Origin of the sequence: Paenibacillus sp. PL91 (genome assembly GCF_012935325.2) — a bacterium.
Lineage (GTDB): Bacteria > Bacillota > Bacilli > Paenibacillales > Paenibacillaceae > Pristimantibacillus.
Window position 1 is genome coordinate 1 of sequence record NZ_JABBYG020000009.1, and the last position, 17,994, is coordinate 17,994.

The 17,994-nt window shown below is 50.3% G+C and carries 12 protein-coding genes; 11 read left to right on the forward strand and 1 reads right to left on the reverse strand.

All coding sequences use genetic code 11. The features are described from left to right. Window positions 1-525: hypothetical protein (locus tag HI950_RS20175; RefSeq protein WP_187768134.1), on the forward strand; the 525-nt coding region annotated here is incomplete at its 5' end. Here the strand turns inward: HI950_RS20175 and HI950_RS20180 are convergent. Further along, window positions 479-1,357: an AraC family transcriptional regulator gene (locus tag HI950_RS20180; RefSeq protein ID WP_169086606.1), complete on the reverse strand. Its 879-nt coding sequence runs from the start codon at window positions 1,355-1,357 to the stop codon at window positions 479-481. The genes HI950_RS20175 and HI950_RS20180 overlap by 47 nt on opposite strands. 118 nt (window positions 1,358-1,475) lie before the next feature. On the opposite strand from HI950_RS20180, the gene HI950_RS20185 reads away from it, so the two are divergent. From HI950_RS20185 to HI950_RS20230, 10 genes are all read left to right on the forward strand, one after another. Next, window positions 1,476-3,362, forward strand: coding sequence for an ADP-ribosylglycohydrolase family protein (locus tag HI950_RS20185; protein ID WP_169086604.1), 1,887 nt, complete (start codon window positions 1,476-1,478; stop codon window positions 3,360-3,362). 3 nt (window positions 3,363-3,365) lie between these two features. Then, window positions 3,366-4,202, forward strand: coding sequence for an amidohydrolase family protein (locus HI950_RS20190; RefSeq protein WP_169086602.1), 837 nt, complete (start codon window positions 3,366-3,368; stop codon window positions 4,200-4,202). Between the two features lie 277 nt (window positions 4,203-4,479). Continuing rightward, window positions 4,480-6,288: a cache domain-containing sensor histidine kinase gene (locus HI950_RS20195; protein WP_169086600.1), complete on the forward strand. Its 1,809-nt coding sequence runs from the start codon at window positions 4,480-4,482 to the stop codon at window positions 6,286-6,288. Further along, entirely contained in the window at window positions 6,263-7,684 is a 1,422-nt protein-coding gene (locus tag HI950_RS20200; protein WP_169086598.1) for a response regulator transcription factor, read from the forward strand. Before HI950_RS20195 ends, HI950_RS20200 begins: the two co-directional genes overlap by 26 nt. 183 nt (window positions 7,685-7,867) lie before the next feature. Beyond that, window positions 7,868-8,776, forward strand: a complete 909-nt coding sequence (locus HI950_RS20205; RefSeq protein ID WP_169086596.1) for an ABC transporter permease — start codon at window positions 7,868-7,870, stop codon at window positions 8,774-8,776. After that, window positions 8,776-9,699 (forward strand): carbohydrate ABC transporter permease, encoded by a 924-nt coding sequence (locus tag HI950_RS20210; RefSeq protein WP_169086594.1) that lies wholly within the window; start codon window positions 8,776-8,778, stop codon window positions 9,697-9,699. The genes HI950_RS20205 and HI950_RS20210 overlap by 1 nt, the downstream gene beginning before the upstream one ends. Before the next feature lie 52 nt (window positions 9,700-9,751). Beyond that, entirely contained in the window at window positions 9,752-11,392 is a 1,641-nt protein-coding gene (locus tag HI950_RS20215; protein WP_169086592.1) for a type 2 periplasmic-binding domain-containing protein, read from the forward strand. An 88-nt stretch (window positions 11,393-11,480) separates the two neighbouring features. Beyond that, complete coding sequence (locus HI950_RS20220) at window positions 11,481-13,175, forward strand: alpha-1,3-galactosidase-related protein (RefSeq protein ID WP_169086590.1); 1,695 nt, start codon at window positions 11,481-11,483, stop codon at window positions 13,173-13,175. Window positions 13,176-13,225: 50 nt separating this feature from the next. Then, on the forward strand, window positions 13,226-15,601 hold the full coding sequence (locus HI950_RS20225; protein ID WP_169086588.1) for a glycoside hydrolase family 95 protein: 2,376 nt from the start codon (window positions 13,226-13,228) through the stop codon (window positions 15,599-15,601). A gap of 108 nt (window positions 15,602-15,709) precedes the next feature. Further along, window positions 15,710-17,824, forward strand: a complete 2,115-nt coding sequence (locus HI950_RS20230) for a DUF5054 domain-containing protein (RefSeq protein ID WP_169086586.1) — start codon at window positions 15,710-15,712, stop codon at window positions 17,822-17,824. Window positions 17,825-17,994: the final 170 nt, after the last annotated feature.

Sequence of the window (17,994 nt, forward strand, 5' to 3'; positions counted from 1 at the left end):
ACGGTACAGCTGAAGGACAGCTCGGGGAACCCGCTCGACGGAGGAACGGTGAAATATTACGCCGGAGGGTGGAAGGACCTGGGGACTACGGTTGACGGAACGGCAAGCAAGGAGTTATTGCCTGGCAACTATACTTATAGCATGTCTTACTTAGGCACTTATCAGGAGAAAACGCAGAACACGGGTTTGCCTGAGAAGGTTGTATTCCAGACGGTGAACACGACGGTACAGCTGAAGGACAGCTCGGGGAACCCGCTCGACGGAGGAACGGTGAAATATTACGCCGGAGGGTGGAAGGATCTGGGGACTACGGTTGACGGAACGGCAAGCAAGGAATTATTGCCTGGCAACTATACCTTTAGCATGTCTTATTTGGGTACCTATCAGGAGAAGACGCAGAACACGGGTTTGAATACAACGATTGTATTTCAGCTTTTGGGAGGTTGTTTCTGTCGGCGTGACACTTCTACCCCATCGGTTACTTATTCCGATAATGCTGAGGTGCGATGCCTGCGATCTTTTTAAACATCCTGCTGAAGTAAAAAGGATCTGGATATCCGACTTCATTGGCAATTTCCTGAACACTTTTAGCTGTATTGTTCAGCAGGTGTTTGGCACGTTGGGTTCTAAGCTGGTGGATGTAGTTGTGGATGTTCGTTCCAGTATATCTTTTAAACACTTGACAAAGATATTCGTATTTTCGATCCAGCATCCGCTCTAGCGTTTCTTTGGAAATATCCGTTTCATAAAAGTTGTTCAAATGGTTGACTAGCTCGCGAAATGTGAGGTAAGAAGTGGGGAAAGCCGTGTCTAAATGACTTTTCTTCAAAAAATCATTCGCCATAAGCCGGAGTATTTCGCCAAGTAATAGGGTGGCATGAAATCGAAAATAGCCCTTCGGTTGATTCATTGTCATCACTAGCTTTTCAAATAAGCCGAGAAGTTTATACCGCTCTAAGGAATGAAACTGACGTGGCACGACGAGCAAATCCTCATGATGAATTTCCGTGGTTCTAAGCTCCGTCCGTTCGGCATGGACAATATTAAGCTCGGATGCCCTGTCCAGCACGAATTCACTGAGGCAGGGATCACAGGAAAATTGCACCCAAAAAAATTGGCCCTGTCGTTCATGGGAATTCCATCCGGAATGTGACTCCCAAGGCATCATAAGCAGTGACTCGCCAGCTTGCAAGGTCATACGCGTTTCGTCAGTCTGCAAATGTACCGTTCCGTCGGCAATGACGATTAGCTCGTAATATGGATTGTGATGCTGGCCCGAGAAATGGAGGTTATTCGCATCGAAAAGGCCCGCCCATTTGACGTCCAGCGTGGATAATCGAGAAAGAGAGTAGTACATGGCATGACTTCCTCCGATGTTTTTTCTTTTGAAAACAAAACGATGTACATGGCACTGTAAAGGAGCCGCTCCTATACTAAAATCAACACCATTATATCAAACAAAGGAGGTTTTCACATTGAATACAACTATTTTGAATGAACAAGATTACTATCGCATCGTATACGGGGGCTGGCTGGGGAAAAATATCGGGGGAACGCTTGGGGCACCAGTCGAAGGTAAAAAAGAGCTGCTTGAACTAACCTTCTATCCGGAGCTTCCGGACGGTCCGCTTGAGAACGATGACTTGGATCTGCAATTGGTATGGCTGCATGCCTTGGAGCAGTATGGTCCGGGATTGACCGCCCGCGAGCTTGGGCAAGAATGGCTGGAGCATATCTTTTTCCCGTTTGATGAATATGGTTATGCCTTGACGAATTTGCGAAGAGGCCTTATTCCGCCGGTTGCAGGTTGGTTCAATAATCCATTCAATAACTGTATGGGCTCGCCTATCCGTTCCGAAATTTGGGCAATGGTGGCACCTGGAACACCGGAAACTGCGGCTCGCTATGCGTATCAGGATGCGATTGTAGATCATGCTGGAGGAGAAGGGGTATATGGTGAAATGTTTTTTGCCGCTTTGGAAAGCGCCATTTTCTTTGAGAAAGACCGAAATCGGTTGATCGAGATTGGAATGAACTATATTCCTGAGGATTGCCGCACCGCCAAAGCTCTGAAAGACTTGCTCCGTTGGCATCAGGAAGGGAAGAGCTGGACCGAAACGCGCAGGCTCATTCTGGAGCACCATGGTAGTGACAACTTCACTGATGCTCCGCAAAATATTGCATTTACGATCCTCGGATGGTTGTATGGTGAAGATTTTGAAGACGCTATATTGAAAGCCGTCAACTGTGGTTACGATACGGATTGTACCGCAGCAACACTGGGTGCGATACTAGGAATGCTGCTTGGACCGGAAGGCTTGCCTGACAAATGGGTGAAGCCGGTTGGTGACCGAATCGTTGTCAGTCCTCCAATCAAAGGATTCCCTGCACCTAAGAATTTGGACGAGTTGACCCGCCGCACCATCCGTATGGGCAAACAGATTCTTGCCGCTTGGGATACGGGGATTTTGGTGCATCCCGACCTTCCTACTTCCTGGAACCGATTGGTGACTGCAGGAGAAGGGAATGAAACGATAAGGGAGCTCTGGGAGAGAAAGATAACGTCCAATCTGTACTTGCTGCCGCAGGGAACGCAAAGCTGCCAGGACGCCAAGTTATTAATCGACTTCGGACCTGATGGCCCAGCCATCGGAGCGGGGCAAAGGAAGGCACTGCAGTTCACGCTGACGAACTGTTCACTTACCCCAATCTATGGAAACATCGGATTGGAGCTGCCTTTAGGATGGGAGGGGCCGAAATCACTTGAGATCAGCCTGCAGCCAGAAGAATCCTTCCAGTGGGACACGGAAATTGTGGCTGGAGCGGTTTCAAACGCATCCCATGAGCTTGTTTTTCGCTGGACGCGAAGTCATGACCACGCGGTATGGGCCGCTCAGAAAGTGCCTTTTTCATTGGTCACCTCGTCCAGATGGATCGTATGGGGACCAGTAGGCGTTGGAACGGAAATTTATGTCCCTGGGAATCGAGTGGAATGGGAGAAGGCTCTTGGGTTAGATTCTGTTGGTTTGGCGGCAGACGGTTGGCACCGGGCGCAAACGACACTCACCAACCCGATTGAACGAAAGATTCGACTCATTGCCGCTTCTAATAGTCCCGTTACGCTGAAGTTGAACGGACAGATTGTGATTGAGTGCAAAGAAACGTTGGAATTCATGCCAGCGTATCATCGTGCGCCTGATCAACAATGGGTAGAGTTAACTTTAGCAGCCGGAAACCATTTGCTGGAAGTGGAAGCTTTCAGAGATGGCATCCCTCTGGAGGTGTATATCTTGCCGGTTGCACTTAGCAACACAACCTCACCCGGTCCTAACTATTATTATACGGATATTCTCTTGGGGTGAAATATGAGAATCGATGCGCATCAGCATTATTGGAATATAGCTCGTGGAGACTACGGTTGGCTGACTCCGGAGCAGGGAATTTTATATGCGGACTATTTGCCGGAGCAGCTGCATGAAGCATTGGCAAGTTACGGCTTCGAACGTACGATTCTAATACAAGCAGCGCCCACGTTTGAGGAAACGGAATTCATGCTATCCTTATATGAAAAGTATGACAGCATTGCCGGGGTGGTCGGCTGGCTGGATCTGGATTCGCCGGAGTTTGGAGAGCAATATGCCAAATTCCGCAAGCATGAAGGCTTTGTTGGGTTTCGACCGATGCTGCAGGATTTACATGACCAATGGATCCTTCAGACGCAGGTCATGAAAAATTTGGAGATGGTAGTCCGGGATGAATTTCCGATTGACTTACAGCTTAGGCCACGCCATCTTCCTTATATATTGGAGGTATTGCGCGTCTTTCCAGCCCTCAGGGCGGTGATCGACCATGCTGCCAAGCCTTTTATCTCAGAGAAATCCTTAGACCCTTGGAAGATGCAAATGACCGAAATAGCTGCCTATCCTAACGTTATGTGCAAGCTGTCCGGTCTGGTCACTGAAGCGAACCAACAAACTTGGGGCTGGGAGGACTTGGCCCCTTATGTGCACCATGTCGTCGAAGTGTTTGAACCAGATCGGATCATGTTCGGGAGCGATTGGCCAGTTTGTTTAACGACCTGCAGTTACAGAGAGGTTTATGACGCTTTGTTGAAGGCTCTCCCCTCTTACTTGACCCAGCACGATCGTGACGCCATCTTTGGATGCAATGCAAAACGATTTTATGATTTGCATTGCACTTAGTAAAAAAACGAGCTGACCTCATAATGAGACAACCAAATGGCAGAAAAACCCTTGATTTATAAAGGTTTTTCTGTCTTTTTGTTTTTATATCTAATTTAGCCGCATTGAAGGTAATGCAAAATAGAGATCAATTGCTCCTTCGCTGGTTTAGGCGCTCAAATTCCATATACTCATGTCCATAGGACGGTAATATGGCAGACTACGCTTCTTGACTTGCTTTTGATTCAGCTTGATAATAAGCGGTATGTTTACACTACTTCCTTGAGGATGGGTTCCAATGGCGTTTCTTAGAAGATTATCCATTCGATCGCAGCTGCTGATTTTAGCCGTCTCGACCGTACTTGTCATTCTGGTTATCGTGTATCATACCTATTCGACGATGTCCGCGATGGTCACCCGCAACCATGAGGAATATGTGCAGCAGACGGTGTCGGAGATTAAGAAGAACGTTACGTCGAACAAGGACGTGCTCTTTCGACTTATGCAAACGATTTCTTACAATGCGGACGTACAAAGCTATCTCATTGAGCAGAACGCAATTACCCGTTTTGAAATGTTCAAAAAGCTCAATGTGATGATTTCCAGTCAACGGGAGCTGAAGGATGGCATTTTGGATATCGTCATTTCCGGCGACAACGGATTTTCGGTCGATATTAACGGGGGAAGTCCTTACGGCGAGGAGCTGAAACGTATGCTTCCCGGAAAGGTAAACGCTTACTATGCCGGCATGCAGCAATTCGGAACGCTTTACGGCTCTGCGACGGGGCTCGTTTTCGCGACAACCATATCTTATGCGCAGCAAGGCGAATCCTTTAATAAAAAGCTGGGAACGCTGTTTTTCATCGTGGATCCGAAGGCTTTAGTCGGAGAGAAGGATTACAACTCCAAGCAAACGAATACACAGATTTATTTGTTGGACCGCACCAATAAGATCATCACGAGCAATGCGTCGTCCGAGACAGGTGCTCAAGGACCTAAGCTTGAGAGGGAAGGAGCGGAAGGCGGCAATCAAAATGTTATCTGGCAAGGGAAAAAATATGTTTCCCAAACGACCCGCATTCCCGATATGGACGCCAGCATCGTCAGTGTCGCTCCCAAAGATGAGCTGCTGCGGGACTTGCTTGTCCTGCGGAGGCAGGAGCTGATCATTCTGGCCGTCGGTTTATTGCTCTTAGCGATCCCGTTCACGGTTATCATGAACAATATTTTAAGGCCGTTGAAAAAGATGATATTTTTCATGACCTCGGTGAGCCGAGAAGACAATTTGAAATTCAGCAAGCGCATCTCGCTGAAAGGCTATATGGAAATTAGCACGATGGCAGATGAATTCAATAGCATGCTGGATGAGATCGAAAGATTATCCCAAAAGCTGCTGGAGACGAATACGCGGCTTTACGGCACCGAGCTCGAGAAGCAGAAGTCGGAGCTGGCTTTTTTGCGAAGCCAGATCAACCCGCATTTCCTTTACAATACGCTTGAGGTAATTACCGGCATAGCCGCAGTAGAAGGACAAGATAAAATCAAAAAAATGACGCGGTCGCTGTCCAGTATTTTCCGCTATAGCGTCAAAGGCGCGGAGGCTATCGAACTCGGACAGGAAATTGAAATGATTAAATCCTACATTCAGATCCAACAGGTCCGGTTTGCCGACCGCTTCACCGTCCACTATAGCTTCACTGATGAAGCACTGCGGCATATCGTTCCGAAAATGATTTTGCAGCCGTTAGTGGAAAACGCCGTATATCACGGCATCGAAACGACGCTGAGGCCATGCCGTTTGGAGATTGCAGGCTTCATTGACGGAAGCGGAGCACTAATGGTGGACGTCAGAGATGACGGGGTCGGCATCGACGCCGAGCGGCTGGAAGAAATCAGGCTCATGCTTAGCGAGCAGCGCTCCGGCTTCGACGATCCCGAGGGCTGGCAAAGCATCGGTCTTGTCAATGTCAACAATCGCATCCGCTTGATGTTTGGCGAGGAATACGGGATGCTGATCGACAGCACTGACGGAAAAGGAACACATATCCGGTTGAGGATTGGACAACGGAGGGAATACACAAATGTACAAAGTATTGATCGTGGATGATGAAAGCTGGGTAATAGAAAGCTTGAAGGACTTGGTCAGCTGGGGGCAATACGGCTTCGAAGTCGTCGGTCAGGCCGCGAGCGGCAGTGAAGCGCTGGATGCGATTCGCGAGCTGAATCCCGATGTGGTGTTCACCGACATTCGGATGCCTGAGATGAATGGACTGGAGCTGATCCGCCTTGGAAAAACGATGGGATTGGCTATACGATTCGTCGTCGTGAGCGGCTATGCGGAGTTTGCTTACGCCCAGAAGGCGCTGTCCTACGGCGCTGCCGCCTATTGCTTGAAGCCCTTCGATGAAATCGAAATAGGGGGCGTACTCGTAAAGCTTAAGGAAACGCTGGAAAGCACTCGTCCGATCCGGGAGGATATGATGCAGCTTCTTCTTGACGATTCGGGAGGACGCAATCAGGAGAAGCTGCTCGGCATGCTGGAGGATCAAGGCATTCTGAATTGGATCGAGCAGGGAATCGTTCCAGTCGTAGCAATCGGCCTGTCCGAGCTGCACCTGCCCGCCGGACGTGTCATCAAGCTCATTACTGGCACCTCGAAAACAGCTTATCTCATGAGCGAAGAGCAAGCGAAGGGGCTGCTCAGCAAAGAAGCGGAAAATAATACTGAAGATATACTCGGAATTGGATTTGGAAAGCTGCTAACGGATTGGAGGGAAATTAGGAGCGCGATTGAAGAAGCGGACCTTGCAGCCTATCAATGCTTCATTGTGGGCAAGCCGGGCGTGTACACGCTTCCGATCACGAGAGATACGGAGTTGAAAGGCTTGCTGGCGGAAATTCATACGGCGATCGGGAGCAAAGACAGCGAGATCGTCCTGCGCAATCTGGACCGGATCGACGGTTTGTTCAGAGAAGGTGCATTGACGATCCGGCACGCATTCGAGGTCTATAACCTGACGATCTCGTTTTTATTCGATTTGGGAAGGAAAGAGACGATTCTCTACAGCTACGAGCAGCTTGTGCGCTTGTTTGTGAACGTTAATGAGATGATTGCGGAGCTAAAATCGCTAGCATCCCAATATGTGCTGCAAATGTCGGCACAAGCGCCTGAATCTAAAAATCAGACCTTTAAGCCGATTTTGCAGTATGTCACTGAAAACTTTAGGCGCGATCTATCCTTACAGGACCTTGCCAATCAGTTCTTTATGAATCCAAGCTATATTAGCCAGCTGTTCAAAAAAGAGGTGGGAGAGACGTTCACCGCCTATGTTGCTAGGCTGCGTGTCGAACAAGCCTGCGAGCTGCTGGAGCGCGGCAGCGGTACGGTTTCGGACATTGCGGAGAAAATCGGGTATCGCGATTATTTCTATTTTACGCGCTTATTCAAGAAGCTGACGGGTCAGACGCCGACGCAGTACCGTGAAACGCATTCCCGCGATTGAAGCCATGCATTTATTTTAGATGTTTATGGACTTATTTTAGAAAATCTCCTTTGGAGGTTTTCTTTTTTTTTGTTAGCGCTTTATTTTCTATGAATTTCAATAAATTCTGTGTATACAAGAGCGGGCAAATGGAGCGGATAATAAAGCCTATCAAGAGAAGTTAACGCTCACAGGAGGGGAATTATGAGAACTGCGCTAGGGAAGGAAATTTACAAAAGCAAATATTTATACATTCTACTCCTTCCAACGTTGCTCTATTTCGTTATTTTTCAGTATTTGCCGATGTATGGTGTTCTGCTTGCCTTTAAGGAGTACCACATTCGCGACGGCATACTGAACAGTCCATGGAACGGTTTGCAAAACTTTCAAGAGGTCATCGGACAGAGCGATTTTTGGAGGGCCTTCTGGAACACGATCATCATCAGCGTAGGCCGAATCGCGCTGGAGTTCCCGGCGGCGATCATTTTGGCCCTGCTGATCAACGAGGTATCGAGGCAAAAGCTTAAGAAACTGTATCAAACGGTATATACGTTTCCCCATTTTATTTCATGGGTAATTGTAAGCGGCATCATGTTTAACTTTCTTAGCAATGACGGGGTGCTTAACCAAATTTTCGCCTCTCTAGGCTATGAGAAAATGTCATTTCTAACGAATCCGGAATTGTTCAGACCGATTATATTTCTTTCGAACATATGGAAAGAAGTAGGGTGGAGCGCCATTATTTATTTGGCGGCGATTGCTGGCATTAACCCGGAGCTTTATGAAGCCGCTCGCGTCGATGGAGCCAACCGGTTCCAGCAGCTTCGGGCCATTACGTGGCCGTCTATTCGCGGTACGGCGGGAATCCTGCTCATTTTGGCGGTCGGAAGCACGATGAACGGCGGCTTTGAGCAAATTTTCAACCTATATAATGCGGCTGTTTACAGTACAGGCGATATTATCGACACGTATGTGTACCGCTCAACCTTTGCGGATGGAAGCAGCTTTGGCGTATCGACGGCAGTCGGCCTGTTTAAAGCGGTTCTGAACTTCGCTTTGCTGTACGCCGCGAACTTCTTCGTCAAAAAATTAGGGGAGGATGGGCTCGTTTAATGGACATGATCAAACAAACAAAGATGGAACCGCTGACGCCCTCCGTCAAACAAAAGAAGAAATTCAATATCGCGGATTTGATTATTCATTTGATTCTTATTTCTCTAACGGTATGCACAATCTTTCCTTTCTACAACGTGCTGCTAATGTCGTTCAGCAACTCGGTGGCGATTTCCAAGCAAGTCGTGTACTTGATTCCGACCACTTTCGATATATCGGCTTACAGCTATATTTTCAACGAACCGCGATTTTTGAAGGCGTTTCTCGTTACGCTGTTTGTCACGGTCGTCGGAACAAGCGTGAATCTGATCGTGACGCTAACCGGCTCCTATGCGCTTTCCAGAGGCAGCTTTCCTGGCCGCAAAATCGTGATGTCGGGTATCATTTTCACGATGTTTTTCAATGGCGGACTCATTCCTTTTTACCTGACGATGAAAAATCTGCACTTGATTAACAATTTGCTCGTCATGGTGCTTCCTGTTGCGGTCAACACGTTCTATTTGATCATATGTATCTCCTTTTTCCGCACGCTGCCGGCCGGGCTCGAAGAGTCGGCCAAAATCGACGGCGCCAACGATATTCAGATTTTGTACAAAATCGTACTTCCCATTTCTATGCCGATGGTCGCGACCATTACGCTGTTTTATGCGGTAGATAGATGGAATGAATGGTGGCACGGGGTGCTGTTCATGACCGATATCAACCTGCTTCCGCTGCAAGCGCTGCTACGGGAATTGTTGACCAATTACCAGCAGGTACTATCCAGTATTTCGACAAATATTATCGTTCAAAATACGGGGCTCCATCCTGAAATGCTCAAAATGGCCGTGCTGGTCGTGAGCGTACTGCCGATCGTGTGTTTGTACCCTTTCATACAAAAATATTTTGCGAAAGGCGTTATGATCGGCTCCATAAAAGGATAATAGAAGCAACGCCGCTTTTATTATAGAATAACCACATAAGGGGACATGAGAAATGAAAAGAATGAAGCTTTTCGCATCAATCGGTATATCGGCAGTTCTCATTGCTACCATGCTTTCCGGCTGCGGAAGCGACAATTCAAGCGGTAATGCGACCAATGCTCCTGCTGCGGAAGGAAGTTCAGACAACCCGTATGCAGAGCATATGGATATCTCGCTTTCCTGGTGGGGCGTTGGCGTTGGCTTCCAGCCTCATGACGAAGTGATGCAGAAGATTGAGAAAGATTTCAACGTAACGCTGAAAGCGGTTGATATTGGCTGGGACAATTACAAAGAGAAATCCCAAGTATGGGCCGCTGCCGGACAATTGCCTGACATTATTACTCACAGCATTACAAGCGATACGCCAGCGGTATACAATGAGTGGGTTAATCAAGGGCTGATTCATGCGCTTCCGGACGATATGAGCAGCTACCCGAACCTGAAAAAAGTGTTTGAAATCGATGGGGTAGAGGGCATCAGACGGGACGGCAAGCTGTACGCGATTCCTCGCATGACGTTCCCAACCGACGACATGTGGGCGGTATGGGCCGTTGATGGCGCGGTATTCGTCCGCAAAGACTGGATGGAGAAGCTCGGCGTCTCCGATCCGGAAAACTTCGATCAGTTCAAGGAAATGTTGAAAGCGTTTGTTTCACAGGATCCGGATGGCAACAAGAAGGACGATACGACCGGAATCGTGATGAATACGTTTGGCTATTTCAAAAACGTATTTGCGGCAACCTTCCCTGAATTCGGCAACAAAGGCTGGCTGAAGGAAGACGGCAAGTGGATTCCGTTCTACGCTTCGTCGAAAATGGACGAGGTGCTGCGCCAAGCCCGCGCACTTTACGAGGAAAAAGGATTGGATCCGGACTTTGCCGTCGCCAAAGCCGGTGAAAGCAATCAAAAGTTCTACCAGAACAAAGCTGGCGCGTTGGCCTTTACGACGAACAGCATCTACGGTGCATCTGGCGTGAAAGCCGAGTGGGAGAAAAACAATCCGGGCGAGAAATTTTTCGACCATGTTAAAATTATGCATCCTTGGGCAGACGCTAACGGCGTGAAATACCGCAATGTCAACAGTGCATGGTGGTCGGAGAGTATGATCAATGCCGATGTCGACGACAAAAAGCTTGACCGCATTTTGCGGATTTACGATTGGCTCCTCTCCCCTGAAGGCAAGGAACTGTTCGACTACGGCATCGAAGGCAAAGACTTTACGAAAGACAGCGCAGGCAAAGTTACGATTACCCGTCCAAAGGACGGCGACCAATTCATCGACCTGAAAAAGTATTACCCTTCGATGGATATCATTTCCCAGCTTGCCGCATGGCGTAACGCTGCGGTTCTTGAAGATAATGAAGCGAACAGAGCCGCATTCGGAGACGAGTCGGTCCAATTCGTTCAAGATGAGCTGAAATGGATGAAGGACAATACGGAGCCGATTCCGACTGCGTTCGAAATCGCAACGATGAGCACGCCAGCCAAGGATAAATTGTCGGCAATCAAATTCGACGATGACTTCACGCGCGTCATTTTGAGCAATGACGATCCGGTCAAAATGTGGAAAGAGGTATTGAAAGGCTATGACAGCAAAGGACTTCAGCAGGCGATTGACGAAGTAACAGCTGAAATGGCGAAATTCAATAAGTAGGAAATCAGTTAAAACCGTATAACGGATGCTCCGCCAGCTATTGGGCGGAGCTTTCCGTATATCGTGGGGAGAGGGGAAGATCGGTCTTATGCCAGCAGCGAAGGAAGATGGGGTAAAAACATTATTATTCAGCTCGTTCGGTGGAGCTCCCGATTCGGGAGAGGACGCTACCCCGGCGATGCAAAGGGCGATTCACGCGGCCTCCGAAGCAAGAGGTCCTGCAAAGCTCGTCGTGACGCCGGGACGTTATGATTTTTATGCTGATTCGGCTACGCGAGCGGTGTATGCCATTACGAATACGGCGAGCGAGACGGAAAACCCGAATCCGGTAAAAACGATCGCGATTTTTTTGAAGGGCTTAGCCGATTTCACGCTTGAAGGCGGCGATGCGCTGTTTGTCTTTCACGGCAAGATGACCTTGCTTGCGATCGATGCCTGCGAGCGGATCGAAATTCGCAATTTGCGCACCGATTTTGCATGGCCGACCGTTACAGAAATGACGATTGAGAAAATAGGAAACGGCTGCATGGATATCGTTGTCCACGCCGACTCCCGTTATGAAATTCGCGGGGAGAAGCTCTTCTGGGTCGGCGAAGGCTGGAGCTTTCACGAAGGCCCGATGCAGGCTTGCGACACCTTACGCAACACGACTTGGCGCATTGACAATGTGATGGAGCAAGCATTGCGCGCCGAAGAGCTGCAGCCTGGAAAGATCAGGCTTCATTACTCCCAAGTTCCCGATTTGGCCGAAGGGCTGGTTCTGCAAGCAAGAGACGGGATTCGCGATCAGGTTGGCGCGTTTATTTATCAAAGCCGGGATATCCGTCTGGAGCGCGTTGCCATGCATTTCATGCATGGGCTTGGGATTGTGGGCCAATTCAGCGAAAATATATCGTTACAGGAAATGAATCTATCGCCGCGCAAGGAAACGGGACGGACAGCTGCCGCCTTTGCGGATTTCGTCCATTTGTCAGGCTGCAAAGGGAAGATCTCAGTCACGAAAAGCCATTTCGCAGGGGCGCATGACGATGCGATTAACGTTCATGGCACCTACTTGCAATTGGCAGGAATTCCTTCCACCCATGAAGCGCTAGTCCGATTTATGCACCCGCAAACCTTCGGTTTTAGAGCGTTCCATCCGGGGGACGATATCCATTTTGTCCGGTCGCAGGCACTCGCTTCCTACAGCAGTAACCGGGTAAAGGAAGCGAAGCTGATCACCCCCCGCGAGATGCTGCTGACGCTCGAAGAGCCGGTACCGGCAAACGCCCAGCTGGGCGACGTTGTCGAAAATATGACCTGGACGCCGGAAGTTGAAATTACGGACAATTATTTTGCCAGAATTCCGACAAGAGGCGTGCTAGTCACATCGCCCCGGCATGCTGTCATTAAGCGGAACGTATTCGAGAGGATGCGGATGAGCGCGGTGCTTGTATCCGGTGACGCCGTATCCTGGTATGAATCCGGCGCGGTGAAGGATTTGACCATTCAGGGCAACCGATTCGTGGAATGCGGCAACGCGGAGCTGCCTGTCATTTCGATCTTGCCGGAAAACGAGGAGATCGATTTGGAGGCTCCCGTTCATTTTGGCATACAAATTGTCGATAACAGCTTTGATATGGGTGAAGCCCGGGTGATGGAGGCCAAGAGCACGCGTGCGCTTGCATTCAAAAACAACACGGTTGCATCCGTAGGAGAAACGCTCCGTTTGGAGGACGCCATTCGCCTTACGGCATGCAGCGAAGCAGATGTCACGGATAACCGGTTCGTATTCCGCGACTAAGCCCGGATTGACGCCAGCATTTACAAATATGATAAAACAGAGGTGTAGGGATGAAGATGCAATTTAACAAGCCGTCCGCCGTATGGACGGAAGCGCTTCCGCTAGGTAACGGCCGTATCGGCGCGATGCAATTTGGAGGAGTTGAACGAGAACGTTTTGGGCTAAACGAAGACACGTTATGGTCGGGGATGCCCAGAGACACAAATAATGCAAAAGCATTGGAAGCGCTGCCGCGGGTAAGGGGTCTCGTAAGAGAAGGTCGCTATGCGGAGGCTGACGCAGTAAGCAAGGAAATGATGGGTTCGTATACGCAGTCCTATTTGCCGTTTGGCGAGCTGCTTTTGCGTTTCGGTCACGGTGACCTGGCAAAGGATTACTCCCGCTCGCTGGATTTGGAAACCGCGGTGTCGAGCGTCCGATACCGGATCGGTGAAGTGAATTACGTCAGGGAATCTTTTGTTTCGCATCCGGATCAGACGCTGATCATCCGGCTTGAAGCGAGTGTTCCGGGCATGCTTGAGGTTCACGCTCGCCTAGACAGCACGCTGCGCCATCATGTGGCGGCGGAAGGAAATCGCTTTGTGCTGCACGGCATGGCGCCGGAGCATGTATCGCCCAACTATTACGAGGTCAACAAACCGATCGTGTACGGCGGCGAAAAAACGTCAGAGGCGATGCGTTTCGCAGGATATATTCATGCCGAGACGGAGGGCGGAAACATCCGTACGGATGCCTCAGGCATCCATATTGCGGGGGCTGACCGCATTACGTTATATTTTAGTGCCGCTACGAGCTTTAATGGTCAGGACAAGCTGCCCTTTAGCCAAGGCAAAGACGCGGCTGCGACGGCGAAATGCTATCTGGAGAGCGCGCTCACCAAAAGCTACGCAGATGCGCGAGCTTCCCACATTCTCGATTACAAAACGCTGTTTGACCGGGTCAAGCTCCGGCTTGGCGATTCGGAAGCTCCCGAAAATATGCCGATCGACGAGAGGCTTGCGGTGTATGGCGCCAGCGACCCGGCGTTAATCGCGTTATTATTCCAGTACGGCCGTTATTTGCTGATCGCCAGCTCGCGTCCCGGAACGCTTCCGGCGAACCTGCAAGGAATTTGGAACGCCGCAACCCGGGCGCCATGGAGCAGCAACTGGACGCTTAACATTAATGCGCAAATGAATTATTGGCCTGCAGAAACGGCCAATTTGGCTGAATGCCACGAACCGCTGCTTGATTTCATCGGCCAGCTCGCGGTTACCGGCAAACGGACAGCTAAAACCCATTACGGCGCGCGCGGATGGGTCGCGCATCACAATACGGATATTTGGGGTCACACCGCGCCGGCAGGCGGTTGGGGCGAAGGCGATGCGGTTTGGGTTATGTGGCCGATGGGCGGTATTTGGCTCGCTCAGCATCTCTGGGAGCACTTTTCTTTTGGCAGAGATCTTGTTTATTTGCGGAAACAAGCTTATCCTACGATGAAGGAAGCTGCTTTGTTCTGCATAGATTTTCTAGAGGATGACGGCCAAGGGCGACTCGTTACCAACCCGTCCACCTCGCCGGAGCATAAGCTTCGCTATGGCGATAAGCTGGCCGGAATCAGCATGGCTTCCACGATGGATATGTCTCTGATTTGGGACTTGTTCACGAATTGTATCGAAGCCGCCGAATGGCTTGGCGAGGACGCTGCGTTCGCTGCGGAGCTGCAGCAGATGAAAGACAAGCTGTACCCGCTGCAAATCGGCAGCCACGGCCAGCTTCAGGAGTGGTTTGAGGATTTCGAGGATGAGCATACCTATCACCGTCATGCTTCCCACCTATTTGGCGTGTATCCGGGCAGACAAATTACGGAGCGCAGCATGCCCGAGCATTTTGCTGCGGCAAAACGCTCGCTGGAGAGACGGGGAGACGAAGGCACAGGCTGGAGCTTAGGCTGGAAAATCGGCTTCTGGGCACGTTTCCGCAATGGCAACCGTTCCCTGCAGCTGCTGTCTAATTTAATGCGGCTTGTACGGGAAGAATCGGAAAATTACGAAAAGGGCGGACTGTATCCCAACCTTTTTGACGCGCATCCGCCATTTCAAATCGATGGCAATTTTGCGGTAACGGCCGGCATATCCGAAATGCTGCTGCAATCGCACCAGTCTTTCATGGAGCTGCTTCCGGCGCTTCCGGACGTTTGGCAAGAAGGCAAGATCGAGGGATTGCGCGCTAGGGGCGGCTTTGAGGTTCATATTCGCTGGCGGGACGGCAAGCTGGAAGAAGCAGAAATCAAATCGCTGCTCGGCGAGGAATGCGCCTTGGCATCCGCAGCTTCACTCTCCGTTTCACAGGACGGCTCCGAGATCAAAGGAGAGCTGTCGGTGGACGGCGTATTACGGTTCTCGACGAAGGCTGGGCAAACGTATAAGATCCGCGCATCCCGGTAGCCAGGCGTCAGGCGAGGAGGATCGCAAACGTTTATTAAACCGGTTTAATGACGGTTATTGGCGTTTCGCTGGGCAAGACATCAGGATTGTTGGAGGTAGACAAAGAGCATGGCAAAAATCAAAAAAGTACATGTTATTTTTAAAACGCATCTGGATATCGGTTTCACGCATTTGGCGGAGCATGTCATTAAGCAGTACGTGGAAGAGTACATTCCGAAAGCCATCGAGCTGTCGGAGAAGCTGGAAGCGGAAGGCGGAAGCGAACGGTTTGTATGGACCACGGGATCGTGGCTGATACATCATTATCTAGAAGCGGCTTCCCCGGGCGGAAAACAACGGATGGAGAACGCGATCGCCAAGGGACATATCGCATGGCATGGATTGCCTTTTACGACGCATACCGAGCTTATGGACCCCGAGCTTCTGAAATTCGGGATTTCGCTAAGCCAAGAGCTGGACGAGCGCTTCGGAAAAAAGACGATCGCCGCGAAAATGACCGACGTGCCAGGGCATACGCTTGGCTTGGTTACTTATATGCAGCAAGCCGGCTTACGCTATCTGCACCTAGGCGTCAATCCGGCTTCGAAGCGCCCTGACGTGCCTCGGCTGTTCCGATGGCAGGCGGATGACGGCTCGGAAATCATCGTCAACTATGCGGGTACGTATGGGGAAGCGCTGGAGCTGGACGAAATGGACGACGTGCTCGTGTTCGCGCATACGGGAGACAACTGCGGTCCGCCAAGCACGGAAGAAATTCGCGATCAGTTCGACCAGTTCCGTAAAGCGTATCCTGGAGCGGAAGTCGTCGCTTCGACGATGGACGCATTTGCCGAAAGGTTGCTTGCGGTAAGCGGCAGCTTGCCGGTCGTTCGCGAAGAGCTGGGCGATACTTGGATTCACGGAGTTGGTACGGATCCGCTCAAGCTTGCGCGGTACCGGGAGATGCTTCGCCTGCGGAAGAAATGGCTGGCGCAGGGCCGGATGAAGGAATCCGACCCGGATTACAAAGAGATGAGCAAGGCGCTGATGCTTGTGGCCGAGCATACGTGGGGGCTGGATGTGAAAAAATGGCTTCCCGATTTCCGAAACTACTCGAAAACGGATTTCAATGAAGCACGGATCATAGACGTCGTGGACCTTGAAGACATGCCTGCGAAATTCGGTTATATCGGCGCATTTGCCATGGACGAATTCGACCGCCATTCCAGCGATCTGTTCGCTGCGGAGCAGAGCGTCCGGTCCTATTCGATGATCGAGAGCTCCTGGAAGGAGCAGCGGCAGTATGTGGATCAGGCCGTCTCGTATTTGGAGAAGGACAAGCAGGAGGAAGCGCTTCGCGCTCTGGAACAATTGACTCCGGCGAAAACGGACGTATCAGGCTCGGAGCCGCGGAGCATTCGCCAAACGTATCGCAGCGGCGGCTATGAGCTGGCGTTCGGGGAGAACGGAGCGTTGATCCGTTTAATTGACGGCAACGGCAAGGAGTGGGTCGACGAGAATCATCCGTTTGGCGCTTACGCGTACGAAAATTTCGGTACGGATGATTACGGACGTTATTTCCGCACTTATATGCAAAATTTACCGGTAACGCATCCGTGGGCGGATGCAGACTTCAGCAAGCCTGGCTTTGAATTCGTAAGGCCGCTTCCACGCAACCAGTTTTTCCAACCGCAAGTGACCGATTTGCAATGGATCGGCGGCGAATCAGTCGAACGATACGTGCTGCGTCTCCGGATGCCGGATGAGGCCTATGAACTGTATGGCGCGCCAAAAGAACTGGAGCTTGAATATGCGTTCCATAAGACAGGAGAAATCGACGTTTGTTTGCAGTGGTTCGGCAAAGACGCCAACCGTCTGCCTGAGGCGAGCTGGTTCGGCTGCGCGCTGAAGGTGGACAACCCGAATCTATGGACGATGGATAAGCTCGGACATGCGATTTCGCCTTTGCGGGTCGTCAAGGACGGCAACCGCAACCTGCATGCCTTGAATAACGGCGTTGCCTATGAAGGCACGGACGGGTCGGCAACGATTTCGCCGCTTGACTCCGCGCTTGTCGCACCGGGCCAAAAAAGACTGCTGCAGTTCGACAATTCCTTTGTTTCCCTGGATACGGGATGGCATTTCAATCTGCATAACAATATTTGGGGAACCAACTTTCCGATGTGGTACGGGGATGATGCGAAATTCCGCTTCCAGCTCCGATTGGCATCGAATCTCAAATAAGAAGTAAGCTGGCAGCAACTTAAAGCCTGGGACTTCTATCAAGGTTACAAATAGTAGGGCTATAATCTTTAAATTGGCATAAAAATACACCCCCTAGAATGCTATAGGAATAACCATGTGGTTATCCATTGCCTATTCTAGGGGGTGTATCCATTTATCCGAGGGTCTTT

Excerpts from the sequence above, each read along its gene's own strand:
- HI950_RS20205 (WP_169086596.1), top strand. The coding sequence starts at position 7,868 with ATGAGAACTGCGCTAGGGAAGGAAATTTACAAAAGCAAATATTTATAC.
- HI950_RS20180 (WP_169086606.1), bottom strand. The coding sequence starts at position 1,357 with ATGTACTACTCTCTTTCTCGATTATCCACGCTGGACGTCAAATGGGCG.
- HI950_RS20215 (WP_169086592.1), top strand. The coding sequence starts at position 9,752 with ATGAAAAGAATGAAGCTTTTCGCATCAATCGGTATATCGGCAGTTCTC.
- HI950_RS20195 (WP_169086600.1), top strand. The coding sequence starts at position 4,480 with ATGGCGTTTCTTAGAAGATTATCCATTCGATCGCAGCTGCTGATTTTA.
- HI950_RS20210 (WP_169086594.1), top strand. The coding sequence starts at position 8,776 with ATGGACATGATCAAACAAACAAAGATGGAACCGCTGACGCCCTCCGTC.
- HI950_RS20230 (WP_169086586.1), top strand. The coding sequence starts at position 15,710 with ATGGCAAAAATCAAAAAAGTACATGTTATTTTTAAAACGCATCTGGAT.
- HI950_RS20190 (WP_169086602.1), top strand. The coding sequence starts at position 3,366 with ATGAGAATCGATGCGCATCAGCATTATTGGAATATAGCTCGTGGAGAC.
- HI950_RS20220 (WP_169086590.1), top strand. The coding sequence starts at position 11,481 with ATGCCAGCAGCGAAGGAAGATGGGGTAAAAACATTATTATTCAGCTCG.
- HI950_RS20200 (WP_169086598.1), top strand. The coding sequence starts at position 6,263 with ATGTACAAAGTATTGATCGTGGATGATGAAAGCTGGGTAATAGAAAGC.
- HI950_RS20225 (WP_169086588.1), top strand. The coding sequence starts at position 13,226 with ATGAAGATGCAATTTAACAAGCCGTCCGCCGTATGGACGGAAGCGCTT.